The organism is Ruegeria sp. YTSC192 (genome assembly GCF_059609705.1).
The window spans coordinates 102,338-127,150 of sequence record NZ_JBXWMG010000012.1; the positions used below are offsets into that span (position 1 = coordinate 102,338).

Sequence of the window (24,813 nt, forward strand, 5' to 3'; positions counted from 1 at the left end):
AGCCGACGGAGGGGTTTTTTGTACCCGCATCGCTTTCTTCTTGTTCGCAGCACCAGCTGATTGATAGCAATCACTTACAACAATGCCTGAGGACCCGATGGCCCGTTCCCTTCCCCCAATGCAAACCGTCTCAACCGGGCTGGTTGTTGCGGTTGTCGGGTTCTTCAGCTCCTTCCCGATCGTCCTGCAGGGGCTGACCGCGATGGGCGCTTCAAGGGCCGAGGCCGCCTCGGGCCTGATGAGTGCAGCAATCGCCATGGGACTTGCTGCAATCGTCCTCAGCCTGCGATACCGGCAACCAATCAGCGTTGCGTGGTCTACGCCGGGCGCCGCGCTGCTGGCCGTATCCGCCGCCCCGGCCGAGGGGTTCTCCGGGGCGATTGGCGCTTTTCTTTGCGCCGGAGCGCTGACCGTTCTCGCCGGGCTTTGGAAACCCCTTGGACGCTTCGCCGCCGCGATCCCGACCACTCTGGCGCAGGCGATGTTGGGCGGAGTGCTCTTGCCACTGTGCATTGTCCCGTTCAAAGCAGCTGTTGAGCTACCCATGCAGGCCTTGCCCGTGATCCTGACATGGTTCATCGCAGGACGCTTCAACAGGCTGCTTGCCGTTCCCGCAGCCGTCGTCGCCGCTGCTTTGGCCGTTGTCTTCAGCGCAGATGGCGCTTCCGTACGGCCCGAGGCCTATCTGGCCGCGCCCATTTGGACGATGCCCTCGTTCTCGCTTGCGTCAGCCATCGGCATCGGCCTGCCGCTATTCGTCGTCACAATGGCGACCCAAAACATCCCCGGCATCGCCGTGATGCGCAGCTTTGGCTACACCCCCGCCCCTGGCAAGCTATTCTCGTCAGTCGGAGGGGCAAGCATGTTGTCGGCCCCATTTGGAGCCCCCGCCACTTGTCTGGCGGCCATCACCGCCGCGATGTGTTCGAACGAAGACAGCCACCCAGACCGTAGTTTGCGCTACTGGTCGGCAGTCATGGCGGGCGTGTTCTACTGCGTCTTCGGTATCTTTGCTGTGGCGATCACAGGCTTTGCCGCCCATGCCGACCCGCTGCTGATGGGTACGCTGACCGGCGTGGCCCTGATTGGCGTTATGGCCAACGCCACCTTCGCAGCGCTGGAAATACCCGCCGAGCGCGAAGCCGCGATCCTGACCTTCGCCATCACCGCCTCAGGGATCACGGTGTTTGGTCTGGGCGCTGCGGTCTGGGGCTTGTTGGCTGGAGGCGTCGCCTACCTCTTGACCACCAAACTGCGATGATCCCTTTCTCCCCGCGCCTGAAAAAGCTATCCTGAGTTCATGTTCGGATCGCTTGGAAAACTGGTGGAACGCCAGATCAAGAAGGCTCAGGCCGAAGGTCAATTGCAGGGTCTTGAGGGCGAAGGTGCGCCTCTGCCCGATCGCTCGGGCGAAGCGCAAAGCGACCCCGCCATTGCGGCCGGTCATCGGATCATGGCGCAGGCCGGGGTACTGCCCGAGGAGTTCGACATTAAAAAACAGTTGGACGAGGCCCGCAAGGAATATGCCGGGCTGACCGATCCCGAGGCCCGCAAAGCCACGATGTCTAAGATCGCCGATCTCGAAATGCGCTACAACATGGCCCGAGACGCGCGGCGCGCATTCATGCGGTGATCACTTGAACTCGGGCTTTCGGCCTTGCATCTGCGCCATCACGACCTCCATCTGATCAGGTTTTCCAATCAGATCCACCTGTTCCGAAGACTCGGCCAGCAACACATCAGCGCGCGGATTGGTTTCGGCAAAGTCAATGAGGCGCTTAGCGGCGCGGATGGCTGAGGGGCTTTGCGAGGCGATGTTTTCAGCCAAGGCAAGTGCTTCGGTCTGTGGATCATCGGACAACTTGGTGACCAAGCCCCACTCGGCCGCCTGTGCAGCCCCAATGGGACGCGCGGTATAAGTCAGCAGCCGCAAAACGTCTGAGCGGACCAATTTCGGAAGCAGAACCATGCCGCCCATATCGGGGATGATGCCCCATTTCATCTCCATCACTGCCAGCTTCGCCTCGGGGTGGGCGATGCGGACATCCGCACCCAGAGCGATCTGCAGGCCGCCCCCATAGGCCGCGCCTTGGATTGCGCAGATGACAGGAACGGGGATGCGCCGCCAGATCAGGGCCAGTTCCTGCATCTCGTTGGCGTCCTCGTGGCTGCGGGTCATCAGCCATTCGGTCGGGTCCATATGGGCCATTTTCGCAAAACTCGCCATGTCGAGACCGGCGCAAAAACTTTTGCCCTCACCCGACAGGACGACGGCGCGGGCGTCCGAGGCCGCAACCTCTTGCCCAGCGGCCAGCAGCGCCTTGATCATCGCCTCGTCCAGAGCATTCATCTTGTCGCCGCGCGTCAACGTGACATGAGCGATGTGATCCTTGTACTCGACAGATACGCGCGCCATTTCGGACCTCCTTGTTTTGCAGTCTTGGTAAGACTGCCCCGAATGTGAGTGTAGTTCCACCGCGACGTTGAGGCATGTCGAGGCTCAGGCTTGCAGCAACCCGCATGGTGGGCTTATCTGCGCCTATGACCAGACCTCGCTACACATCGCTCGCCCAATCTTTGCCCGCAACCGTCCCGTTTGTGGGGCCGGAAACGCAGGAGCGCCAACGCGGTGCCCCCTTCAAGGCGCGGCTTGGCGCGAATGAAAGCGTGTTTGGCCCCTCGCCTCGTGCCATCGAAGCGATGCAACGGGCCGCCAATGAGATCTGGATGTATGGCGACCCCGAGAATCACGATCTGCGCCATGCGTTGGCGGCACATCATGGGGTTACTCCCGAGAATATCGTGGTGGGCGAAGGCATTGATGGGCTGTTGGGCTACCTGGTGCGGCTATTGATCGGACCGGGCGACGCGGTTGTGACCTCTGACGGGGCTTATCCCACCTTCAACTACCATGTGGCAGGTTTCGGAGGGATCTTGCACAAGGTCCCCTATCGCGACGACCACGAAGACCCTGACGCCTTGTTTGCCAAGGCCGCAGAGGTAGATGCAAAGCTGGTCTATCTGGCCAACCCCGACAACCCGATGGGAAGCTGGCATTCGGGCGCTGATATCGTGGCCGCGATGGAGGCTCTGCCAGAAGGGTGCCTGCTGGTATTGGACGAGGCCTATGTCGAATGCGCGCCGGACGGCACTGCTGCGCCTGTTGCCGCCGATGATCCCCGTGTGATCCGGATGCGGACGTTTTCAAAGGTGTACGGGATGGCAGGCGCGCGGGTGGGCTATGCTATCGGTGCACCCGAATTGATTGCGGCGTTCAACAAGGTGCGCAACCATTTCGGCATGAACCGCGCTGCGCAAGCCGGAGCGCTGGCAGCGCTTGAGGATGACGAGTGGCTGTCAGAGGTGCAGGCCCGGATCACTGAAGCGCGAGATCGTATTGGGCGCATTGCGCAGGCCAACGGTTTGACCCCATTGCCTTCGGCCACGAATTTCGTTGCGATTGACTGCGGGCGTGACGGGGCATTTGCCAAGACCGTGTTGGACGCGCTTGTCGGACAAGGTGTTTTCGTGCGAATGCCATTTGCGGCCCCGCAGAACCGCTGTATCCGGGTGAGTTGTGGTGGAGAGGCAGAGATGGCGGCTTTTGAAGCGGCCTTGCCTTTGGCCTTGGCGAAAGCTCAGGCGGTATAGGGGGGCTGTCTGCCCCCCATCGCGCCAAGACGCGATTCCCCCCGAGGATATTTTCAGCCAGATGAAGAGGCGGATCGGCGCTATGTGGCCAATGTGGCGGCGGCGGCTTCGAGCGCGCCCTGACCGCGGGGGATATCGAGTGCGGCCATGGCGGTTTCCATGCCGCCCAGCATCGCCATGATCATCTGCGCGTTGACATACCCCATATGGCCGAGGCGGAAACAGCCATCCCAATCCTCCATCCCCAAGCCGATGCCCAGCGTCAGGCCAAGCTGGTTTTCGGTGTAGTTGCGCAGCGGCGTACCGCGTCCCTCGGTCAGGCGCAGGGCGGTGACCGCGTGGCTGCGGTGGTCCGGCTCGGTGACGTTGAAGTGAAGCGCGCCACCTTGCGCCCAGACATCGCAGGCGGCCCAGATGGCTTTGGCGAGGCGTTCATGGCGAGCCCAGACATTTTCGAGACCCTCACCATGGATCAGGTCAAGCGCGGCGCGCAGGCCATAGAGGTGATGGGTAGGCGCGGTGCCGTTGAAATACTGATAGAACAGCTCTGGGTTGGCGCGCGGTTGCCAATCCCAATACTGCGAAACGCGGGGCATTGCAGCGCGTTTCGCCTGCGCTTTGTCGTTGAAAAAGACAAAGCCGGTGCCCGCCGGGGTCATCAGGCCCTTTTGGCAGGCTGTGACTGTAACATCGACACCCCAGGCATCCATCTCGAACCGGTCGCAGCCAAGCGAGGCGATACAATCCGCCATCAGCAACGCGGGATGGTCGAGATCGTCAAGCAGAGCACGCAGGGCCGGGATGTTGTTGCGGATCGACGTGGACGTATCGACATGGACCGCGAGTACCGCCTTGATTTTATGGCTGGTATCGGCGCGCAGGGCCTCAGCGATGCGGTCGAGATCCCAGGGTGAGGATATGCCGAAATCGATCATTTCGACCTTGGCGCCGATCCCTTCGGCCATTTCGGCCCAACCATGGGTAAAGCGGCCCGAGGCGGGGGCCAGCACGATTTCGCCGGGGGCGATCACGTTGGAAAGGGCCGCCTCCCACGTGCCGTGCCCGTTGGCGATGTAGATGGCGACGTTGTGGTCGGTGCGGGCGACACGTTTCAGGTCGTGTGTCAGCGCGGGCATCATCTCGATCAACTCGCCATCATAGATGTTGGGCGATGGGCGGTGCATAGCCTGCAGCACCGCGTCGGGCATGACCGAGGGGCCCGGGATGGCCAGATACGCGCGCCCATGCGCGAGAGAGAAATGGTGTGTCATGAGGGCAACCTGTTTGAATTGAGGCCTACCCTAGCGTCTTGCCTTGTGGGGTCAATCCATCAGGTTGGCGGCCTCGCGGGCAAGTGTTTCGATCCCGGACCAATCGCCGCCTTGAACCATCTGTTTCGGCGCAACCCAGCTGCCACCGGCGCAGACAACATTCGACAGAGACAGGTAGTCGAGGGCGTTGGACGGCGACACGCCCCCCGTCGGGCAGAAGGTGACTTGCGGCAGCGGGGCGCCGATGGCTTTCAGCGCGGGCGCACCGCCCGAGGCTTCGGCAGGGAAGAATTTCAGCATGTCATAACCCTTTTCCAGCAGGGCCATCGCCTCGCTGGCGGTGGCAGCGCCGGGTAGGAGCGGCAGACCTTCAGCCTCGCAGGCAGCAATGAGCGCGTCAGTTGCGCCGGGTGAGACGCCGAATTGTGCGCCCGCTTGTTTGGCGGCGCGAACGTCTTCGGGGGTGATCAGAGTGCCTGCGCCAACAACGCCGCCGGGCACATCGGCCATCGCGCGGATGGCGTCGAGTGCGGCGGGGGTGCGTAATGTGACTTCGAGCGCGGGAAGGCCACCGGCGACCAGAGCTTCGGCCAGCGGGCGCGCGTGGGTTGCGTCATCGACCACCAATACCGGAACGATCGGGGCCAGTTCGCAGATCTCGCGGGTGCGTTGGGTTTTGGACATGAGGTTACACTCCGAAAATGCTGGCGCCCGTGTCGGCTGAACCGACATTCCGGCGGAAAGCTCCGAAAAGATCACGACCGACGCCGTGCTGGTTTGCCGTCAGGTCTGCGGTGGCCGGATTGCGGTCGAGAACGCCGGGGGTCAGAATTTCCAACTCGCCCTTCACCGCGTCGACACGCAGGCGGTCTCCGTCCTGCAGGTAGGCGATTGGGCCGCCGTCCAGCGCCTCGGGGCAGACATGGATGGCGGCGGGGACCTTGCCGGACGCGCCGGACATGCGGCCGTCGGTGACCAGCGCGACCTTCTGGCCCCGGCCCTGCAGGATCGACAGGATCGGGGTCAAGGAATGCAATTCGGGCATCCCGTTGGCTTTTGGCCCCTGAAAGCGGACGACAATAATGACATCGTCGGTAAACTCTCCGGCCTTGAAGGCGTCTTTGACGGCGTTTTGGTCGTGGAACACGCGCACGGGGGCTTCGACCACCTGATGCTCGGATGCCACGGCCGAGACTTTCATGACCCCGGTGCCCAGATTGCCGGTCAGGCGCGACAGGCCACCTGTGGGCTGGAACGGGTCACTGGCGGGGCGGACGATCTTGTCGTTCAGGCTGTGGCCTGCGCCCTCTTCCCAGACCAGTTCGCCGTCTTTCAGCTTGGGCTCTTTGGTGTAGTTGTGCAGGCCCTGCCCCGCGACGGTCAGCGTGTCGGGATGCAGCAACCCATCGTCAAGCAATGTGCTGATCGTGTAACCTAAACCTCCAGCGGCGTGGAAATGGTTCACGTCGGCCAGACCGTTCGGATAAACCCGCGCGACCAAGGGGACCACGGCGGAGATGTCGGAAAAATCCTCCCAATCCAGCACGATACCGCCCGCGCGCGCCATAGCGATTAGATGGATCAGCAGGTTGGTCGAGCCTCCGGTCGCCATCAGGCCGACGATGCCGTTCACAAAGGCGCGCTCGTCCAGAATCTGGCAGACCGGCGTATAGTGATTGCCCAGCGCGCTAAGCGACAGGGCGCGGCGGGCACCTTCTTCGGTCAAGGCATCGCGCAGCGGGGTGTTCGGGTTGATGAAGCTGGAGCCCGGCAGGTGCAAGCCCATAAACTCCATCAGCATCTGGTTGGTGTTGGCGGTGCCGTAGAAGGTGCAAGTGCCAGGGCCGTGATAGGCGGCCATTTCGGCGGCCATCAACTCTTCGCGACCCACTTCTCCGGCGGCGAATTGCTGGCGGACCTTGGCCTTTTCGTCGTTCGGCAGTCCGCTGGTCATCGGGCCGGCGGGCAGGAAGACGGCGGGCAGATGGCCGAAGGCCTGCGCACCAATGATCAGGCCGGGCACGATCTTGTCGCAAACGCCAAGAAACACGGCGGCGTCATAGGTGTTGTGGCTAAGCGCCACGCCGGTCGCCAGCGCAATCACATCGCGGGAAAACAGCGACAGTTCCATCCCCGCCTCGCCCTGCGTGACGCCATCGCACATCGCCGGAACGCCGCCCGCGACCTGCGCGGTGCCGCCTGCGGCACGGATCGCGTCACGGATCAGGGTGGGATAACGTTCGAACGGCTGGTGCGCCGAGAGCATGTCGTTATAGGCCGTGACGATGCCCAGATTGCCCGCCGTGCCGGTGGCCATCGAGTTCTGATCTTCACCCGCGCCCGCATAGGCATGGGCCTGACCGCTGCAGGACAGATGCGCGCGGGCCGGGCCTTTGGCTCTGGCCTGTTCCATCCGTTCCAGATGCGGGCCACGCAGGTTGGCGCTGCGGTCGATGATGCGCTTGGTAACGTCGGATATGACTGTGTTGACCATGATTACCCTCCGATCTGGCGCCAGCGGCGTCCGTCGCGATGCATCAGCATCAAGGCTTCCTCGGGGCCGGAACTGCCCTGATCATAGCGCGCGGGGCGGTCGCCGCGCTGCTCCCAACCCTGAATGATCGGGTCGACCCAGGCCCAGGCGGCTTCGGCCTCGTCGCCGCGCATGAACAGGGTCTGATCGCCACGGATCACATCCATGATCAGGCGTTCATAAGCGTCGGGGGATTGCCCGTCGTCGCCCAGCGCGTCGGCAAAGCTCATGTCCAGCGCGACATCGGACAGGCGGAAGCCGCCCTGCCCCGGTTCCTTGATCGTGGTGCGCAGGGTGATGCCTTCGTCCGGTTGCAGGCGGATCACCAGCACGTTGCCGTGCAGCGGCCCCACATTCGGGAAGATCGTATGCGGCGGGTCGCGGAAGAACACCGCAATCTCGGATTCGCGGGCGCGCAGGCGTTTGCCGGTTCGCAGGTAGAACGGCACCCCGGCCCAGCGCCAATTGCCGATATGGGCTTTCAGTGCAATGAAGCTTTCGGTTCGGCTGGCGGGGTCGCCGACATGATCGAGATACCCGTCCCCTCCTTTGTCGGTGCGATATTGACCGCGCGCAATATCTTTGGGCTCGACCGGTTCCAGCGCCTCGATCACCTTGACCTTTTCATCACGTACCGCGTTGGGGGCGAATTTCGAGGGCGGCTCCATCGCCGTCAGACATAGCAGCTGAACCAGATGGTTCTGGATCATGTCCCGCATCGCGCCGGACTGGTCGTAATAGGCGCCGCGCCCTTCAACACCCACAGTCTCGGCCACGGTGATCTGCACATGATCCACGTGGGTCGCGTTCCACAGCGGTTCGAACAGCGAATTGGCAAAGCGCAGGGCCATCAGGTTCTGCACGGTTTCCTTGCCCAGATAATGGTCAATGCGATAAATCTGATGCTCTTCGAAACAGGCCCGCAGGCCTTCATTCAAAGCTTTGGCCGACGCAAGATCATGGCCAAACGGCTTTTCGACCACGATCCGGCTATCAGGCGTGGCAAGCCCGTGATCGTTCAGACGCTGCGCAATACCTGAGAACAGGCTCGGTCCGACCGACAGATAGAAAGCCCGCACCACAGCCGACCGCAATGCCTTGGCCAGATCAGACCAGCCCGCATCGCCCAGCGCATCCACCGGCACATAATCAACATGGGTCAGAAAGCGATCCAGAGTGTCCCTGTCGTAGCCCGGTGCAAATTCGTCCATCGACGCCTGCAGCTGATCGCGAAACCCGTTGCTATCCATATCAGACCGCGCGGTCCCGATGATCCGTGCGTCTTCCGGCATCTGGCCCATTTCAAACCGGTGATACAGCCCCGGCAGGATCTTGCGCTGCGCCAAATCACCCGTCGCGCCAAACAGCACGAGGTCGAACGGATCTACTGGGATGACGCGTGAAACCATGATCAGCTTCCTTTTATGCTTCCTGCCTCAAGAAGCAGAATCTCAGTCGCGATGCGGGTCGCAGGCGTGACCCTAAATGTTATCGCTAACATTTCATCGGTTGGATACGGAAGCTTGAAGCAAAAATCAAGCCCGGAATCCCCATCTGACCGACTGAAACGTCACGATTGCGACCGCAACCACTCCATGACTGCCGGACGCACGGATTGCTCACCGCGATGACGAGCATCCGCGATGATCTTGCGAACGTCCTGCAGGTTCGACCTCAGCAACAGACTTTTGACCGGCCCGATCGACGCCGGGCGCATGGACAAGGTGCGGATACCCATTGCGGCCAGACACAGCGCTTCGACCGGGCGGCCGGCATCTTCGCCACAGAAACTGAGCGGCGTATCCGAAATGTTGCAGCGTTCCACGATGCGTTCGATGAAGCTGAGGAAACTGACATTCAACGTGTCATATCGGCGGCGCACCAGCTCGTTTTCGCGGTCGGCGGCAAAGAAGAACTGTTTCAGGTCGTTGCCCCCGATCGAGATGAAATCCACCTCATCAAAGAACTTTTGCGGTGAGAACGCCAGCGAGGGCGTCTCCAGCATCGCGCCGACCTCAAATGTTTCCGGCAGAGCATGGCCCAGACGCTTTTCACGCTCGATGGTTTTGTTGACCTCCCATCGGGCCTCTCGGAATTCCTCGGCCTGCGCGACGAAGGGGAACATGACGGTCAACGGGCGACCATTGGCTGCGCGCATCAAGGCCTGCAACTGCATTCGCATCACACCGCGCTTGTCCAAGCCTACGCGGATCGCACGCCAGCCCAGCGCCGGGTTTGGTTCGGCCACATGTTTCATATAGGGCAGAACCTTGTCCGACCCGATATCGAGGGTCCGAAACACAACGCGTTTGTCACCGGCAGCGTCCAGAACCCGCTGGTATTGCGTCACCAGTTCAGACCGTTTCGGCATCTGATTGCGGATCAGGAATTGCAGCTCGGTCCGGAACAACCCAACCCCTTCCGCACCCGAGGTTTCAAGCGAGGGCAGATCGGCCATCAGGCCCGCATTCATCACCATGTTGATGCGCGCACCATCCTGCGTGACCGTTGGTGTTTCCCGGATCGAGGCATACCGCTCCTGCGCCTTGGCCTGCATCGCGATCTTGTCGCGAAACGCGCTGACCACGGTATCTTCGGGGCGCAGATGGACAACGCCGTTATCCCCATCGACCAGAATATGGTCGCCGTTCAGAGCCTCGGTCGTGATCCGCCCGACATGCACGACCAAAGGGATCGCCAGTGCGCGGGCAACAATCGTCGCGTGGCTGCCGACCGAGCCTTCCTCGAGCACGATCCCTTTCAGAGACCGTCCGTATTCCAGCAGGTCTCCGGGGCCGATATTGCGGGCGACAAGGATCGGATCGGGGGGCAGATCGGCACTGTCGGTCTTGCCCTGACCCGTCAGGATACGCAGCAAGCGATTGCTGAGGTCATCGAGATCCGCCAACCGTTCCCGCAGATAAGGGTCGGTCACCTGCCCCATACGGGCGCGGGCCTGTGATTGTTCTTTCTCGACCGCAGCCTCGGCGCTGAGGCCCAGGGCGATGTCTTCCTCCATCCGCCGCATCCAGCCCTTGGAATTGGCGAACATACGGTAGGCTTCCAGAACTTTCAGCTGCTCTTTGTCGCCGTTCTGCGAGATTTCGAGCATCTTGTCGACGCCAACGCGCAGCTCTTCAACCGCCTCATTCAACCGCTCGCTTTCGCGGTGCGGGTCTTCGGCAATCGGGTTGGTCACAACAACGCGCGGCTCGTGCAGCCAGACGTGTCCTTCGGCAGACCCTTCCTGCGCCGGACCACCGGTCAATTGCACCGATTGCTGGTGCAAGGGGGACAGGGCCGCCCCTTCGCCAACGAACGCGCCCAGTTCGGCCATCTCGGCCAGAACCATTGCCACCACTTCCAGCGCATAGATCTCATCGGCAGAGAATTCACGCGCGTCGCGCGACTGCACCACCAGAACACCCAGCTTTTCGCCAAGCCGCTGCACCGGCACCCCGAGGAATGAGGAAAAGCGCTCCTCCCCCGTTTCCGGCATGAACCGGAACCCCTTGGCCGAAGGCGCATCCGCTGTGTTCACCACCTTACCGGATTTGGCCACCCGGCCCACAAGGCCTTCGCCCAGACGCATCCGGGTCTGGTGAACCGCCTCGGGCGAGAGGCCCTCGGTCGCGCAAAGTTCAAGGGTTTCTTCGTCCCGGAACAGGTAGATCGAGCAGACCTCGCAACGAATGCTATCCGCAATCAGCTGCGTGATGCGGTCGAGACGCTCCTGACCGGCCGCCTCGCTCGCCATTTCCTCGCGCAGCCGAACCAGCAGCTTGCGGGATTCTGTTTCCGTACCGTCCGCCATGGGCCAACCCAATTAGTGCGTCAGGCGAAACCTTTGGCCGATCAGCTCAGGCCGCCTTGTCCAATTCAAACGCATCATGCAGTGCCTGAACAGCAAGTTCCATGTATTTCCTGTCGACGAGGACGGAAATTTTAATCTCGGAGGTTGTAATGACCTTGATGTTGATCCCCTCATCCGAGAGGATCTTGAACATCTTGGCCGCGACACCCGATTGTGAGCGCATGCCAATGCCTACAACCGAGACCTTGCAAACGTCTTCATCGGCCACCAGCTCGGCATAGTTCAGCTCACCCGCTTCCTTGATCGCCAGCAGCGCTTTTTCGGCACGCGCAACCTGATCGGTCGGGCACGAGAAGGTCATATCGGTGCGCCCCTCGTCCGAGATGTTCTGGACGATCATGTCCACATTCACACCCTCATCGCTGAGCGCAGTGAAGATGATCGAGGCGATACCGGGGCGGTCGGCCACGGAAACGACGGTCATCTTGGCTTCGTCGCGGGAATAGGCCACACCGGCCACAACATTGGATTCCATGATATCCTCCTCGTCGCAGACCAGCGTACCGGCCTCGTCGGATTGTTCTTCGAAACTTGAAAGAACGCGCAGTTTCACTTTATAGCGCATCGCCAGCTCGACCGAGCGGGTTTGCAGCACTTTCGCGCCCAACGACGCCAGTTCGAGCATTTCTTCGAACGAAATCCGGTCCAGCTTGCGCGCCTTTTCACAGATACGCGGGTCGGTCGTGTAGACGCCATCGACATCCGTGTAGATATCGCAGCGCTCAGCCTCAAACGCGGCAGCAAAGGCCACGGCAGTCGTGTCCGAGCCGCCCCGGCCCAGCGTCGTGATCCGGCCTTCTGGGCTGAGGCCCTGGAAACCGGCGACAACAGCCACTTTCATGCCTTCGCCGAACTTCTGGTTCAGGTTGTCGGTCGGAATTTCCTCGATCCGGGCCGACGAATGCGCGCCATTGGTCAGTAGCGGCACCTGCCACCCCTGCCAGCTGCGCGCCGGGATATCCATCTCCTGCAAGGTCAGCGCCATCAGGCCCGCGGTGACGTTTTCGCCAGACGACACCACCGCGTCATATTCGCGGGCGTCGAACAGCGGCGAGGTCTCATTCACCCAGCCCACCAATTCGTTGGTTTTTCCGGACATGGCCGAGACGATGACGATGACGTCATAGCCCTTTGCCACTTCAACGCCGATGCGTTTCGCTGCGCGGCGGATGCGGTCAAGATTGGCAACCGATGTGCCACCGAATTTCATCACGAGTACGGGCATGGGGGCAAGTGTCTCCGCGCCTTGGATTTAAAGTCCCGAGCCTCATATGCGAGGGGGACTGCAAGAGCAAGGGGCGCTGCATAACAGATATTGCGTCAAGGGGCCGCTTTACTTTCCGAAAACGCAATGCCAGCCTAGCGCCAAAGCAATCCCAAGAGGTTATTCATGCTTCGTTTCGCAACCATCCTTGCCGTGATCGCAACCCCAGCCCTGTCCCAGCAAGCCAGCGTGGCTGGCACCGATGGACAGAACGCGCTGGGTACGGTTCCCTGCGCCGGCAGAGCCGGTGATCCGCTGCAAAGCTGCAACGCCGAGCTGCGCCGCCGCGATGATGGCACCGCAACATTGGCCGTGATGTTGCCTGGCGGTGATGTTCGCAGAATTTACTTCACCGATGGCATTCCGGATTCCAGCAGCTCGCCCTCGCCGATCAAACACGAGGTACGGGGCGACATCATGGTGATTTTCATCGAGCCCGGTGAAGTTTACGAATTGCCCAAGGCCGCGCTGAATACTCAGTAGGCGTGGGGCTTCCCATCATAGGTTTCAAAACAACCTGTGCTGTCCAGCGACAGCGCGTCGAAACGCTCCATCAGGCCAGCGACGGCCTGATCCACATGGATGTCCGCCGCTAAGCCGCCCATGTCGGTCTTCACCCAACCGGGGTGATAAATGCCCACTGCAATACCATCCGCCTTCAAGTCGGCCGCCAGATTACGTCCCAGATTCAAGGCCGCCGCCTTGGAGGCGCGGTAGATGTAGCTGCCGCCCGGCGCGCGGGTGTGCGATGCCATCTGAGAAGACATGATCGCAATCCGCCCCTCTGTCGCCCGCAGATTCGGCAGCAACGACTGTACGGTTAGGAAAACGCCAGTGACATTGGCCGCAAAACTCCGCGCCCACATCTCGGCGGGGTAGTCATCAATGCTGTGACCTTTGTCCAGATAAACGCCCGCATTGCAAATCAACAGGTCGACGGGCTGCCCTTTTAGCTGGTCAGCCATGGCCGCTTGATGCGCCGGATCGGCTACGTCTAATTGAACTTCGGCACTGCCATCCCGCGCAGTTCCCGTAACCTCATGACCCTGCGCGCGATAGCCTTCAGCCAGAGACCGCCCGATTCCCCGGTTGGCTCCGGTAATCACGATATGCATGGGTCAGTTTGTCTTTCTGCTGGGAATGAATGGCAGCGGTGCAACCGGCACCCCGTCTTCGATCAGGGATTTCGCCTCATCCGGTTTGACTTCGCCATAGATCGAACGTTCGGGTGTTTCGCCCAGATGCATCTTGCGCGCTTCTGATGCAAATTTCTGGCCCACATAGTCAGAGTTTTCTTCAATCTTGCGGCGAAGCTCTGCCAAAATGTGCTCGGCATCTGTGGACGCGCTGGTCACGTTGATGTCGTCTGAGGCAGGCTCAGGCACCTCCAACGCTTTGTGCGCCGCGCGCGCAGGCCTGACACGCGGAGTCATGATTGCCTTCTCGACATGCCCGCATCCACAGACCGCGCATGTCACGAGGCCCGAGGCTGCCAGCTTGTCGTAGGCTTCGGCAGATTGGAACCAGCTATCGAATCTGTGGCCCTTGCTGCACTTCAACGCGTATTGAATCATAATCCGTCCAAAATGTCGGTTAGCAAATAGATACCGACCGAAACTGCAATATCAAGCCTTTCCAGATTAAGACTAGTGCATCCTGGGTGCAAATTTGCACAAAATTTCGGCAAGCCCTGGGGAATTGACCTTAGATGCGGCGATTTCCAATGCACTCCACTTGCGTTTTCGCTGCCCTTTCTCGGGAAATTTTTTCTGCACCTCATCCACGTGCAACGGAAAAACATCCACCGCGCACAGAACCGTTCCACGCTTGGCGCAAGTCTTCACCATCGAGAACTGGCCCACACTGACCTGCGCACATGTGCCGATCACGCCCGCCTCTTCCCAGGCTTCCTGAGCGGCAGTTTCCGAGGCGCTGAGGCCATCAATCAACCAGCCCTTCGGGATGATCCAGCGTTGCGCCTTGCGCGATGTGATCAAAAGAACCTCAGGACGGCCATGCGACAGCCGGTAGCACAAGGCCGCTGCCTGAGGCAGGATCGGAACCTGCCCCGAATCGAGGCCTAAACTGGACGCCCGAGAAACTTTCATCGCGCCGCACTCACTTCCGCATCAGATCGGTGCCTGTCTACCGCATGTTTGTTTGACTTTTGTATCGCGGCCAATTGCGTTCAGTGTACCACATCATGCGGCCGCGACCAACCAAAACCGCTACATGCGTGAGCTCAACTTGCGCAGCAGCGCCTCGTGCGGGATATCTGCATCCATCGCCAACCGGCGCAAACCAAAGTGGACATGGGCAATCTGCTGGTAGTAGCGGGTGTAGATGTAATTCGTTCCACCGCCCGCCAACGCGCCCAGGACCGGCACAGACTGCGCCGCCAGTTTCTGCCCCAACACAACCGATAGCTTTGGGGCAACGGCCGCAATCAGTTTCTGCATCGCGGGGCCCGTGAGCGTCAGGCGCACAGAAAAGAACCCCAGATCCGCTCCGTCATCGTGTGACAAGGGGCCCGCTGCTGCCAATACCCGAACACAGTCGAACTTTACGTTGTCCTCAGCCGGGTCAAAGCCTTCGCGCGCTGCAGCCCCCTGGATTGAACGCAAAAGCATAGCCGTGGTCGCTGGCAACTCGACCAAAGCGGTGGACAGTCCTCCCAATCCGCCCGCTGCCCCCATCGCCGTTGTCACGGCGGTGTTCACCCATGGCGCCTGATCCGGCACGACCTGCCGAGAGCTTTGCGCCGCCTGCATGGCCATCCAGATAGCCTGTTCGGTCGCTCCGGTCAGGCCGTCGCGTATCGGCTCCGGCAATTGTTCCAACAGGGATTCTGCAGATCCCCCTAAAGCGTTGAGTAATTTGACCCCAGCCCCACCGGCCGAACGATAGTGTTTCGCCAGGCGATCCAATTCTGCGTCTGCGTCAACACTGTCAATTAATATTACATCCTGCATCCGAACCCTCCGTTCCACAAAAGATCGGTATTTCGGCGCGGTGTTTCAATAGCTCAGCGCGTCCAGCGGGTTACGGCTCCGGTAATGTTGTCCCACTTTCCGGGACTCAGACCCATGCCCAAAACACGCTCTGGGTTGGTTGGCGGAGGCATCTCAACCCCCTTCAATGGCGTGAAGCCAAAACGGGCGTAATACGGCGCGTCACCGACCAACATGACCCGGTCCCACCCCTGCGCGCGCCCTGCTTCGACACCAGAGTGGATGAGGTAGCCGCCAAGCCCTTCGCCCTGATGCGTGGGGTGAACTGCGACAGGCCCCAATAGCAGGGCGTCGTGATTGCCCACATGGACTGGCCAGAACCGGATAGCCCCGGCCAGAATTCCCTGCCCGTCGCGCGCGACCAAAGACAAACCGGCCACCGGCGGCACGTCATCGCGCAATCGGTAAGAGGAAAGAGCCTCACGCCCAGGTGCGAAGCACAAATCGTAGAGGGCCTCGACCTCCCACCAATCCTGTGGCTCTTCCGGCCTGATCGCGAAGTGCTGCACACCTGCCCTCTTTTCCTAGCTGGCAATCGCCCTAGCACTTCGTTACGCCTTGGGCAAACGCTTGGAGACCATATGTTCTATCGCCCCGAAGACGGCCACGGCCTGCCGCACAATCCGTTCAATGCCATCATCACCCCGCGCCCCATCGGGTGGATTTCGTCGCGCGATGTAGACGGGATCAACAACCTGGCCCCCTACTCCTTCTTCAACGGGGTCGCCTACACCCCGCCGCAGGTGATGTTCGCCACAACTGGAACCAAGCACGATCAGGACGGCGGCAAGGACAGTATCGCCAATATCGAGGCGACAGGCATATTCTGCGTGAACGTTGTCGCCTTCGCCCACCGGGATGCGATGAATGCCAGTTCTGCCGGATTGCCAAAAGAAACTGACGAATTTGCCCATGCAGGCCTGTCGGCTGTCGACTGCGAAACAATTGACTGCTCTCGCGTTGGGGATGCGCCTGCGGCACTGGAATGCAGGCTGACCCAGATCGTTACTTTACCGGGTGAGGCAAATCGCGTTGTGTTTGGCGAAGTGACAGGCGTCCATCTGCGCGATGACTGCTTGAAGGACGGCAAGTTCGACGTGACAACCTTCCAGCCTTTGGCACGCCTTGGCTACCGGGACTATTCAGTTGTCTCCGAATTGTTTTCACTGAACAGACCTGATGATTGAGGTCTGCGTTCAGGGGGGCGCTGCCCCCGCCGCCCTTCGGGCGACTCCCCCGAGGTATTTTCGGCCAGATGAAGCAGGGGATCCACACTTCATCTGGCTATAAATATCTCGGAGCGCGAGGCAGAGCCTCGCCAATGCCTCAGTGGCCGCCCAGAATGCCGGTGCGGACTGAGTAATCCACGGCCAGGCCATAGTCTGGGTCATCGTCGCTATCGACCATCAGATGACCCGCCTTGTTCAGCAGCTTGTGGCAATCATGGGTCAGATGTCGCAACATGACGCGCTTGCCTGCAGCTTCATACTTGGAGGCGACATTTTCAATGGCCTGAAGCGCCGATTGATCGACAACGCGGCTTTCGGCAAAATCCACGATGACTACTTCAGGATCGTTCGAAACATCGAACAGCTCGACAAATCCATCCGACGAGCCGAAGAACAGTGGCCCCTGAATTTCATAGACTTTTGCACCCTGTTCGGTTTCAGATTCGCGGGTGACGGCATGGATCCGTTTGGCATTGTTCCACGCATAGGCCAGCGCCGAGACAATCACGCCGACGACAACCGCGACAGCCAGGTCTTCCATCACCGTCACAACGGTCACCAGAACAATTACGAAAGCATCCATCAAAGGCACCTTGCGCATGATCTTGAACGAGTTCCACGCGAAGGTGCCGATCACCACCATGAACATCACACCGACCAGCGCGGCCAGCGGAATTTGTTCGATCAAGGGTGAGGCGAACAGGATGAAGATCAGCAGGAACAGAGCAGCCGCGATGCCCGCGATCCGGGTGCGACCGCCAGATTTCACGTTGATCATCGACTGGCCAATCATGGCGCAACCGCCCATGCCTCCAAAGAAGCCGGTGGCGACGTTCGAGACGCCCTGCGCGATACATTCCTGCGAGGCTCCGCCGCGTTTGTTCGTGATCTCGCCCACCAGGTTCAGAGTCAGCAGGGACTCGATCAGGCCGATGGCCGCCAGAATGACCGCATAGGGCAAGATAATCTCAAAGGTTTCGAGGTTCAGCGGAACCATCGGGATGTGGAAGGCAGGCAAACCGCCCTCGATCGAGGCCAGATCACCGACGCGCGGGACATCCAGACCAAAGCCGATCACAAGCGCTGCAACGACCAGAATACCGGCCAAAGGCGCCGGAATGGCACGCGTAATACGCGGCATGACCCAAATCACCGCCATGGTCAGCCCCACGAGACCCAGCATTGTGTAAAGCTGAATGCCCGAAAGCCATTCACCCCCCGTCATTCCATGCCCGGTGTTTTCCATGGTTCCGGGGACCTTGAACTGGCCCATCTGCGCCAGAAAGATCACAATCGCCAGACCGTTCACAAACCCCAGCATCACCGGATGCGGCACAAGGCGAATGAAACGTCCCCAGTGCATCGCACCTGCGATTACTTGCAGAATGCCCATCAACACCACGGTTGCGAACAGGTATTCGACCCCGTGCTGCGCGACCAGAGCCACCATCACGACCGCCAGCGCACCCGTTGCGCCCGAGATCATGCCTGGGCGACCTCCGATCAATGCGGTGATCAGGCCAACCATAAAGGCTGCGTAGAGACCGACCAGAGGATGCACGCCTGCGACGAAGGCAAAGGCCACGGCCTCGGGCACCAGTGCCAGCGCGACGGTCAAACCTGACAGCAGCTCGATCCTCAGGCGTGACACGGTCAGGCCCTCGTCAGGCACCCAGCGGAGATCGGGCTTGGCTATACGGTTGGCAAAGCTTGCCAGCATGGCTCGGGGCATGGGACGGTCCTGTCGGTCTTTTTGTTCGCGCGAAAGGGGGCGTTCTACCTGTCAAATCCCCATCGAGATACCGCACCTGTCGGGACCCTGCTATGCTTGAAACGCATAGCTCATCAACACAACACGCCGCGAAATGGTACAAATAGCTGACACCACTTGCCAATTTCGCCTGTGACCCGCAGTGTTTTCCCGTATGGATTGAGCAGCGGAGACCCAACGTGACCCAAACAAAAATCGCCATTATCGGCGGATCAGGCATTTACGACATCGACGGGCTGGAAAATGCGGAGTGGGTCCGGGTCGATACGCCATGGGGCGCGCCCTCTGATCAGGTTCTGACCGGCTCATTGGAAGGGGTCGACATGGTGTTCCTGCCGCGCCACGGTCGCGGGCATATCCATTCACCCACCGAAGTCCCCTATCGCGCCAATATCGATGCGCTAAAGCGACTGGGGGTAACGGATGTCATCTCGGTCTCTGCCTGCGGGTCGTTCCGCGAGCATATGGCGCCGGGTGATTTTGTGATCGTGGATCAGTTCATCGACCGGACCTTTGCCCGAGAGAAAAGCTTTTTCGGAACCGGCTGTGTGGCCCATGTCAGCGTGGCCCATCCGACCTGCCCGCGCCTGTCGAATGCCTGCGAAGAGGCCGGAATTGCCGCAGGTATCACAGTGCATCACGGCGGCACCTATCTGGCGATGGAGGGACCGCAGTTTTCGACCCTGGCCGAGTCCAGAATGTACCGCGAACAGTGGGGTTGCGACGTGATCGGCATGACGAATATGCCCGAAGCAAAACTCGCCCGCGAGGCCGAGCTTTGCTATGCCTCGGTCGCGATGGTCACCGACTATGACAGTTGGCACCCCGATCATGGTGAAGTCGACGTGACCTCGATCATTGCAACCCTGACGGGGAATGCCGAAAAAGGCCGGGCTTTGGTCAAAGGGCTGCCAGCCTTGCTGGGCCCGATCCGCACGCCCTGTCCGCATGGGTGTGACCGGGCCCTGGACCACGCCATACTGACGGCTCCGGAAGACCGCGACCTGACCGTGTTAGCAAAACTGGATGCGGTCGCAGGGCGGGTTCTTTGACCCGCTTTTCATCCTTTCGCAGGCAAAGCCACCCGAAGTTTTGGATGTCTTCACTGAATTCGCAGGTCAGGAGCAAGCCGCCCGGATGCGCCGGCTAGAGCGCGATTTCTAGCGGTGTGCAGCATAGGTCTGGCCGATTTTCGGATCGCCGTCCATGTTCTGCCCGAACAGGATTGGGTATTGGTCCTGCCCCTGTATATCGCGCATCCTCTGATCGGAGCGGGAATACTCAAAATGCTTGCTTTGCAGAGGGTTCTTTGCCCGCCCTGCAGATCGCCGCCTGTGCGGGGCCGTTCTGTGGCTTATCATCCCTATTTTGCACGGCAGTCGGCAAGCCATTTCACGCGCAACCAGATTGAGGGGCTAATGCGCAAGGTGACGCATCCCGGAAGGTCTTGACGTTCGCGCCGGTTCACGTCCTTGTTCACCCGAGCAAGAGGAACAACACAATGGAATTTGATCTCTGGCTGGCTTTCGTGGCCGCATCGACGGCGTTGCTGCTGATCCCGGGGCCGACCGTGTTGCTGGTTCTCAGCTATGCGCTGTCAAAAGGGCGCAGCGTGGCCATTGCCTCGGCTACCGGCGTGGCTGTTGGTGATCTTGTGGCGATGACGGCGTCTTTGCTGGGGCTGGGTGCTTTGGTTCTGGCGTCTGCCACGTTGTTTTCCGTGTTGAAATGGATCGGGGCCGCTTATCTGGTCTGGCTGGGCATCAAACTGTTGCGCAGCGCGCCGTCGGGCGGGTTGAACACGGTTGAAACAGGGCGCGATGTCACCGCGCGCGGGGTCTTTGGACACGCGGCGGCGGTGACCGCCCTGAACCCGAAATCAATCGCCTTTTTCATCGCCTTCGTCCCACAATTCCTACGCCCGGCTGACCCCTTGGGCCCACAATTCGCAATTCTGATTGCAACCTTCGTGGGCCTCGCGTGGCTGAACGCACTGGCCTATGCAATTCTGGCGGATCGGTTTCGGGTCATGATCGGGCGTGCCAGTGTGATTCAGGCCACAACCCGCGCAGGAGGTCTGGCGCTTATCGGTATGGGCCTAGCAACGGCGGTTCTGCGGCGACCCGCCTAGTCGTCTGCGTGCTCTTTCATGAATCCACGGATAAAACGGCGGATTTCACGTGCGGCTGATGTGTCCAACTCTTTGCACAATTCAACAAAGGCATCACGTTCGTCCTTGTCCAGACGCAATACCAACTGACTGTTTTTCTTGGTAGAACCCTTACCGTCTTTCTTCGCCACGCGCATTATTCCCGCAAATTACTTGATTCTTTTCGCGATGCAATGTATATACATAGCATATTGGATGTAGATATCGGGCACCTAACAACAAAAAAAGGACTTTGGCAATGAACCTTCATGCGGCTCAGGCATTTCTTTTGCAAGACCAGCGCAACTGGCGCAAACCCCACCTGTCGTGGCTGCCAGCGACGCTGTACCGTTACTATGGGCTGGCCAAGGCCGTGCCGAACCGGCGCAGATAGGCGCAGGCGGCATTCTACCCTTGCAAGGCCGACCCCAATGGGCGAAACACCCCGGCGTGTTTTGATGTCAAAGGGGTGCCTCATGTCCAGAAACAGCTCGGTCAAGGATTACATCCGAACCATCGTCGACTTCCCCCACGAAGGGATCATGTTTCGCGATGTCACCACCTTGTTCGCAGACCCCCGCGGATTTCGGATCGCCATCGACCAGATGCTGCACCCCTACGCGGGCGAGCGGATCGACAAGGTCGTCGGGCTTGAGGCCCGCGGCTTTATTCTCGGGGGCGCCATTGCACACCAGTTGAGCGTTGGTTTCGTCCCGATCCGCAAGAAGGGCAAGCTGCCCGGCACCACGATCAGCCAAGACTACAAACTGGAATATGGCGAGGCGATCGTCGAAATCCACGATGATGCCATCCAAGCAGGTGAAAAAGTTCTGGTTGTTGACGACCTGCTGGCAACCGGCGGTACCGCTGGCGCTGGCATCAAACTGATCGAGCGGCTGGGGGGTGAGATCGTCTCTTGCGCGTTTATCGTCGACCTGCCGGAACTGGGCGGGCGCAAAGTGCTTGAGGATATGGGCATGGATGTCCACGTCCTGTGTGAATTTGACGGTCTTTAAGATCAAAATACTCACATATTATTGTATTGAAATTTGAAACAGCGTGGGCTTAGCGCTGTTTCGTGAACGTTCAAGGCAATTCTTTTGGCGCAAAACGTGATCCGTAAGCGTTACGCGCCGTATCCCGGTTGATGCTGCTTGAAGCATTTCTAACTTGGGAGACCTCAAAATGTTCCGCAAACTCGCAGTCGCCAGCGTCGCAACGATCCTGTTGGGCACATCCGCAATGGCAGACGGTCACGGGAAAGACATTGTCGACACCGCCGTCTCAGCCGGTAGCTTCGAAACCCTCGTTGCCGCCGTTCAGGCCGCCGAGTTGGTAGACACGCTGAAAGGCGAAGGTCCGTTCACCGTTTTCGCCCCCACGGATGAAGCCTTCGCGGCCCTGCCCGAAGGCACAGTGGCCGACCTGCTGAAGCCCGAAAACAAAGACCAACTGGTTGCTGTTCTCACCTACCATGTGGTGCCGGGCAAAGTGATGTCAGGCGATCTGTCGGATGACATGACAGCCGCTACGGTGCAGGGCAGCGATATCACGATCGATCTGGATTCCGGCGTAATGGTGAATGACGCCAATGTCGTTCAGGCCGATATCGAGACATCGAATGGCGTGATCCACGTAATCGACAAGGTCATTCTGCCCGCCTCGTAAAGCCCCCTGACACGGTCCGGATCGTCCGGGCCGTGTCTACACTTTAAGGACCGCACCGGGATTCATGATCCCTTTTGGGTCCAAAGCGGCCTTGATTCCTCGCATTGCCTGCAATTTGATCGGATCGCCATAGCGCTCCAGATCATCGACCTTCAACCGCCCAACCCCGTGTTCCGCACTGACCGAGCCGTCAAAGGCGTGAACCAGATCATGCACGGCGTTCTTCACCGCTCTGCGCTGACCCTCAAAGGCATCGCGGTTCTGCCCCTTGGGCGGGAAAACGTTGTAGTGCAGGTTTCCATCGCCCAAATGCCCGAAACAGTTGATCCGGAACGGACCCAGCGCGCCAATTACCTCGGCACCATGTCCAATGAACTCGGGGATGGACGAAATCGGAACCGATATATCGTGGCTCGAGACGGACCCGACAAGGCGGTTGGCCTCAGGTATCTGCTCACGCACAGTCCAAAGCGCGCGGCGTTGCGTCTCGCTCTGGGCAATCACACCATCGTGGACAAGGCCCCGAGGCTCCGCAGCGGCGAAAATCGCCTCCAAACGCTCAGACGCGGTCTGCCCGGCCGCCAATCCAAGTTCGATCAGCACGCTCCATTCGGGCGGCGTTGCGAATGGCTGGCGCACATCCGGCAGCACCTCGGTCAGGAAATCCAATCCTTGCCGGTGGATCAGTTCAAATGAGCTGACCGTCTCGCCCACCAAATCACGCGTAAGCGCCAGCAGGTCGATCGCTGCCTCGGGCGAGGCCACCTGAAACATCGCCGTCCCGACCTCGGCCGGACGTGGAAACAGCTTGAGAGAGGCGGCGGTGATGATCCCCAGCGTCCCCTCGGACCCGATCAACAGATTGCGTAGATCATATCCCGTGTTGTCTTTTCTCAACCGGCTCAGCCCATGCCAGATTTCGCCGCTGGGCAACACAGCCTCAAGCCCAAGGCACAAATCACGCGCATTGCCATATCGCAGCACATTGACGCCCCCGGCATTGGTCGCAAGGTTGCCCCCGATCCGGCACGACCCCTGCGCGGCCAGAGACAGGGGAAACAGCCTGTCCGCCGCCTCTGCGGCGGTCTGTACGTCCTCAAGAACAGCTCCGGCCTCGGCAATAAGAACGTTTTCGGTGGGGTAAACCGCGCGAAGGGCGGTCATACGCTCCAGCGAGATCAACAAAGGTGCCGGACCGGAGGTCATGACCTGCCCCCCCACCAAACCCGTGCCACCGCCATACGGCACAACCGGCACGCGCGCATCCGAGGCAAGTCGTACCAGCGCCGCCACGTCTTGCACGGTACGTGGCAGGGCCAACAGCCCAATTTCGCCCGCAAATCGGTTCCGCGGCTCTTCCAGGTAACGCTCAGCAACCGGACGCAGCACATCATCGCCCAATTCAGCGCGAATGGCGTCGGCAAGCTTGGCATCTGCGGGGTTCAAATCCATAGCCCTTCCTTGCCCAACCCACACGCGAGCGGCAAGCCCTATTCCAGATCGATCAGATATTGCGGCTCCAGCACGACAACTGTGGGCCGATCCGGCAAACTGCGCAAAGACACTGTCAACTCTGACACACCTTCCCGTACAACCGGGAAATCACTGCGAATATCGACAAGAAAGCGATCCAGCGAGAACCCCGAAAACCAATGCATGGGGACAATCACAGAACTCTTCAGCCGCCTCAGGACCGAGATCATCTCGGGCAGAGGCATGGTTGTTCCGCCATCCACGGCGGCCATCACAACATCCAAACGCCCCAACGCGGCAAACTGTTCGTCCGAAGGCACATGATGCAAATGCCCCAAGTGACCGATGCACAGCCCTTCGACCTCGAACACGAAAATCGAGTTCCCCTTCTCCTCGACCCCACCATAGGACGACCGGATATCGGTCGAGACATTGCGCACCAGCATCTCGCCCAGATCCAAATGATGGTCAATCCCCTGCCCGAACTCACCCCACCCCGGCAGCACATACGGAATGGCCGGGTCCGGATGCGCCGTCCAATGGGTGCTATGCGCGTGGTTCATCGTCACCACATCCGGGATCAGATCAGCACTGCCGATGAACCCGGTGAAATCCGTTACCGCATTCAGCCCACCCGCAGTCTGGATCAAAAAAGAGGCATGCGCGACATAGCTGATCCGTACCGAAAACTCCGGCACCGGGTCCTGCCAAGCGGCCTTGTGCAAATATTCAATCCCAGGGGCTGCATCGGCGATGGCGATGCAGTGGCTCGGCCGCCGCTCCTGCGCCGCAGCCGCACCCGAGAGAAACACCAAAACAGCCACAACCCAGCGCATAGGATGAGTGTAGCGCATCCCTCCGCCAAGTCATGCCCCTTGTTCATCTGGCCAAAAATACCTCGGGGGAGGCGCGGCTTGCC

26 protein-coding genes are annotated in these 24,813 nt (G+C 60.2%); 10 read left to right on the forward strand and 16 right to left on the reverse strand.

What is annotated here, in order from left to right:
- Positions 1 to 97 precede the first annotated feature (97 nt).
- The gene (locus tag AC2FD8_RS16560; RefSeq protein WP_496857925.1) at positions 98 to 1,261 is read left to right on the forward strand and encodes a benzoate/H(+) symporter BenE family transporter; all 1,164 of its coding nucleotides are present in this window, start codon (positions 98 to 100) and stop codon (positions 1,259 to 1,261) included.
- Positions 1,262 to 1,300: 39 nt separating this feature from the next.
- Complete coding sequence (locus tag AC2FD8_RS16565; protein ID WP_170471894.1) at positions 1,301 to 1,633, forward strand: DnaJ family domain-containing protein; 333 nt, start codon at positions 1,301 to 1,303, stop codon at positions 1,631 to 1,633.
- Here AC2FD8_RS16565 and AC2FD8_RS16570 read toward each other — a convergent pair whose 3' ends face one another.
- A complete protein-coding gene (locus AC2FD8_RS16570) occupies positions 1,634 to 2,416 on the reverse strand; it encodes a crotonase/enoyl-CoA hydratase family protein (protein WP_496857928.1) in 783 nt (260 codons plus the stop codon).
- 125 nt (positions 2,417 to 2,541) lie between these two features.
- Between AC2FD8_RS16570 and AC2FD8_RS16575 the strand changes: the two genes are divergently transcribed.
- Positions 2,542 to 3,651 carry a pyridoxal phosphate-dependent aminotransferase gene (locus tag AC2FD8_RS16575; protein WP_496857929.1) on the forward strand — a complete coding sequence of 370 codons (1,110 nt, stop codon included), beginning with the start codon at positions 2,542 to 2,544 and terminating at the stop codon, positions 3,649 to 3,651.
- An 80-nt stretch (positions 3,652 to 3,731) separates the two neighbouring features.
- On the opposite strand, the gene AC2FD8_RS16580 is transcribed toward AC2FD8_RS16575, so the two are convergent.
- The 6 genes from AC2FD8_RS16580 to AC2FD8_RS16605 all read right to left on the reverse strand — a co-directional run bounded on the left by AC2FD8_RS16580 (position 3,732) and on the right by AC2FD8_RS16605 (position 12,554).
- Positions 3,732 to 4,922 carry a pyridoxal-phosphate-dependent aminotransferase family protein gene (locus tag AC2FD8_RS16580; protein WP_496857931.1) on the reverse strand — a complete coding sequence of 397 codons (1,191 nt, stop codon included), beginning with the start codon at positions 4,920 to 4,922 and terminating at the stop codon, positions 3,732 to 3,734.
- A 51-nt stretch (positions 4,923 to 4,973) separates the two neighbouring features.
- Complete coding sequence (locus AC2FD8_RS16585) at positions 4,974 to 5,606, reverse strand: bifunctional 4-hydroxy-2-oxoglutarate aldolase/2-dehydro-3-deoxy-phosphogluconate aldolase (protein WP_496857933.1); 633 nt, start codon at positions 5,604 to 5,606, stop codon at positions 4,974 to 4,976.
- A gap of 4 nt (positions 5,607 to 5,610) precedes the next feature.
- Positions 5,611 to 7,416 (reverse strand): phosphogluconate dehydratase, encoded by a 1,806-nt coding sequence (gene edd / locus AC2FD8_RS16590; protein WP_496857935.1) that lies wholly within the window; start codon positions 7,414 to 7,416, stop codon positions 5,611 to 5,613.
- A 2-nt stretch (positions 7,417 to 7,418) separates the two neighbouring features.
- Positions 7,419 to 8,864 carry a glucose-6-phosphate dehydrogenase gene (gene zwf, locus AC2FD8_RS16595; protein ID WP_496857937.1) on the reverse strand — a complete coding sequence of 482 codons (1,446 nt, stop codon included), beginning with the start codon at positions 8,862 to 8,864 and terminating at the stop codon, positions 7,419 to 7,421.
- Positions 8,865 to 9,025: 161 nt separating this feature from the next.
- A complete protein-coding gene (gene ptsP / locus AC2FD8_RS16600; protein ID WP_496857939.1) occupies positions 9,026 to 11,269 on the reverse strand; it encodes a phosphoenolpyruvate--protein phosphotransferase in 2,244 nt (747 codons plus the stop codon).
- Positions 11,270 to 11,315: 46 nt separating this feature from the next.
- On the reverse strand, positions 11,316 to 12,554 hold the full coding sequence (locus AC2FD8_RS16605; protein ID WP_496857940.1) for an aspartate kinase: 1,239 nt from the start codon (positions 12,552 to 12,554) through the stop codon (positions 11,316 to 11,318).
- A gap of 165 nt (positions 12,555 to 12,719) precedes the next feature.
- On the opposite strand from AC2FD8_RS16605, the gene AC2FD8_RS16610 reads away from it, so the two are divergent.
- The gene (locus AC2FD8_RS16610) at positions 12,720 to 13,076 is read left to right on the forward strand and encodes a hypothetical protein (protein WP_496857942.1); all 357 of its coding nucleotides are present in this window, start codon (positions 12,720 to 12,722) and stop codon (positions 13,074 to 13,076) included.
- Here AC2FD8_RS16610 and AC2FD8_RS16615 read toward each other — a convergent pair.
- From AC2FD8_RS16615 to AC2FD8_RS16635, 5 genes are all read right to left on the reverse strand, one after another.
- Positions 13,070 to 13,708 carry an SDR family NAD(P)-dependent oxidoreductase gene (locus tag AC2FD8_RS16615; protein ID WP_496857944.1) on the reverse strand — a complete coding sequence of 213 codons (639 nt, stop codon included), beginning with the start codon at positions 13,706 to 13,708 and terminating at the stop codon, positions 13,070 to 13,072. The genes AC2FD8_RS16610 and AC2FD8_RS16615 overlap by 7 nt on opposite strands.
- Before the next feature lie 3 nt (positions 13,709 to 13,711).
- A complete protein-coding gene (locus tag AC2FD8_RS16620) occupies positions 13,712 to 14,167 on the reverse strand; it encodes a DUF1178 family protein (RefSeq protein ID WP_496857945.1) in 456 nt (151 codons plus the stop codon).
- 72 nt (positions 14,168 to 14,239) lie between these two features.
- Entirely contained in the window at positions 14,240 to 14,701 is a 462-nt protein-coding gene (locus AC2FD8_RS16625) for an NUDIX hydrolase (protein WP_496857947.1), read from the reverse strand.
- A gap of 120 nt (positions 14,702 to 14,821) precedes the next feature.
- Positions 14,822 to 15,565 carry an EcsC family protein gene (locus tag AC2FD8_RS16630; RefSeq protein ID WP_496857949.1) on the reverse strand — a complete coding sequence of 248 codons (744 nt, stop codon included), beginning with the start codon at positions 15,563 to 15,565 and terminating at the stop codon, positions 14,822 to 14,824.
- A gap of 53 nt (positions 15,566 to 15,618) precedes the next feature.
- Positions 15,619 to 16,113, reverse strand: a complete 495-nt coding sequence (locus tag AC2FD8_RS16635) for a GNAT family N-acetyltransferase (protein WP_496857951.1) — start codon at positions 16,111 to 16,113, stop codon at positions 15,619 to 15,621.
- A gap of 72 nt (positions 16,114 to 16,185) precedes the next feature.
- On the opposite strand from AC2FD8_RS16635, the gene AC2FD8_RS16640 reads away from it, so the two are divergent.
- A complete protein-coding gene (locus AC2FD8_RS16640; RefSeq protein WP_496857953.1) occupies positions 16,186 to 16,791 on the forward strand; it encodes a flavin reductase family protein in 606 nt (201 codons plus the stop codon).
- A 139-nt stretch (positions 16,792 to 16,930) separates the two neighbouring features.
- On the opposite strand, the gene AC2FD8_RS16645 is transcribed toward AC2FD8_RS16640, so the two are convergent.
- A complete protein-coding gene (locus tag AC2FD8_RS16645; RefSeq protein WP_496857955.1) occupies positions 16,931 to 18,565 on the reverse strand; it encodes a SulP family inorganic anion transporter in 1,635 nt (544 codons plus the stop codon).
- Positions 18,566 to 18,783: 218 nt separating this feature from the next.
- Between AC2FD8_RS16645 and AC2FD8_RS16650 the strand changes: the two genes are divergently transcribed.
- Positions 18,784 to 19,656 carry an S-methyl-5'-thioadenosine phosphorylase gene (locus AC2FD8_RS16650; protein ID WP_496857956.1) on the forward strand — a complete coding sequence of 291 codons (873 nt, stop codon included), beginning with the start codon at positions 18,784 to 18,786 and terminating at the stop codon, positions 19,654 to 19,656.
- A 449-nt stretch (positions 19,657 to 20,105) separates the two neighbouring features.
- The gene (locus AC2FD8_RS16655) at positions 20,106 to 20,735 is read left to right on the forward strand and encodes a LysE family translocator (protein ID WP_496857958.1); all 630 of its coding nucleotides are present in this window, start codon (positions 20,106 to 20,108) and stop codon (positions 20,733 to 20,735) included.
- On the opposite strand, the gene AC2FD8_RS16660 is transcribed toward AC2FD8_RS16655, so the two are convergent.
- Positions 20,732 to 20,905: a hypothetical protein gene (locus AC2FD8_RS16660; RefSeq protein ID WP_170377890.1), complete on the reverse strand. Its 174-nt coding sequence runs from the start codon at positions 20,903 to 20,905 to the stop codon at positions 20,732 to 20,734. The two genes, AC2FD8_RS16655 and AC2FD8_RS16660, sit on opposite strands and share 4 nt — an antisense overlap.
- A 107-nt stretch (positions 20,906 to 21,012) precedes the next feature.
- Here AC2FD8_RS16660 and AC2FD8_RS16665 point away from each other — a divergent pair, with 107 nt between their 5' ends.
- From AC2FD8_RS16665 to AC2FD8_RS16675, 3 genes are all read left to right on the forward strand, one after another.
- A complete protein-coding gene (locus AC2FD8_RS16665) occupies positions 21,013 to 21,147 on the forward strand; it encodes a hypothetical protein (protein ID WP_496857960.1) in 135 nt (44 codons plus the stop codon).
- An 82-nt stretch (positions 21,148 to 21,229) separates the two neighbouring features.
- On the forward strand, positions 21,230 to 21,769 hold the full coding sequence (locus tag AC2FD8_RS16670) for an adenine phosphoribosyltransferase (protein ID WP_496857962.1): 540 nt from the start codon (positions 21,230 to 21,232) through the stop codon (positions 21,767 to 21,769).
- A gap of 169 nt (positions 21,770 to 21,938) precedes the next feature.
- Positions 21,939 to 22,421, forward strand: coding sequence for a fasciclin domain-containing protein (locus tag AC2FD8_RS16675; protein WP_496857964.1), 483 nt, complete (start codon positions 21,939 to 21,941; stop codon positions 22,419 to 22,421).
- A 36-nt stretch (positions 22,422 to 22,457) separates the two neighbouring features.
- Here AC2FD8_RS16675 and AC2FD8_RS16680 read toward each other — a convergent pair whose 3' ends face one another.
- Together AC2FD8_RS16680 and AC2FD8_RS16685 are read right to left on the reverse strand one after the other, a co-directional pair.
- Entirely contained in the window at positions 22,458 to 23,873 is a 1,416-nt protein-coding gene (locus tag AC2FD8_RS16680) for an FAD-binding oxidoreductase (protein WP_496857966.1), read from the reverse strand.
- Between the two features lie 38 nt (positions 23,874 to 23,911).
- On the reverse strand, positions 23,912 to 24,748 hold the full coding sequence (locus AC2FD8_RS16685; protein WP_496857968.1) for an MBL fold metallo-hydrolase: 837 nt from the start codon (positions 24,746 to 24,748) through the stop codon (positions 23,912 to 23,914).
- Positions 24,749 to 24,813 lie beyond the last annotated feature (65 nt).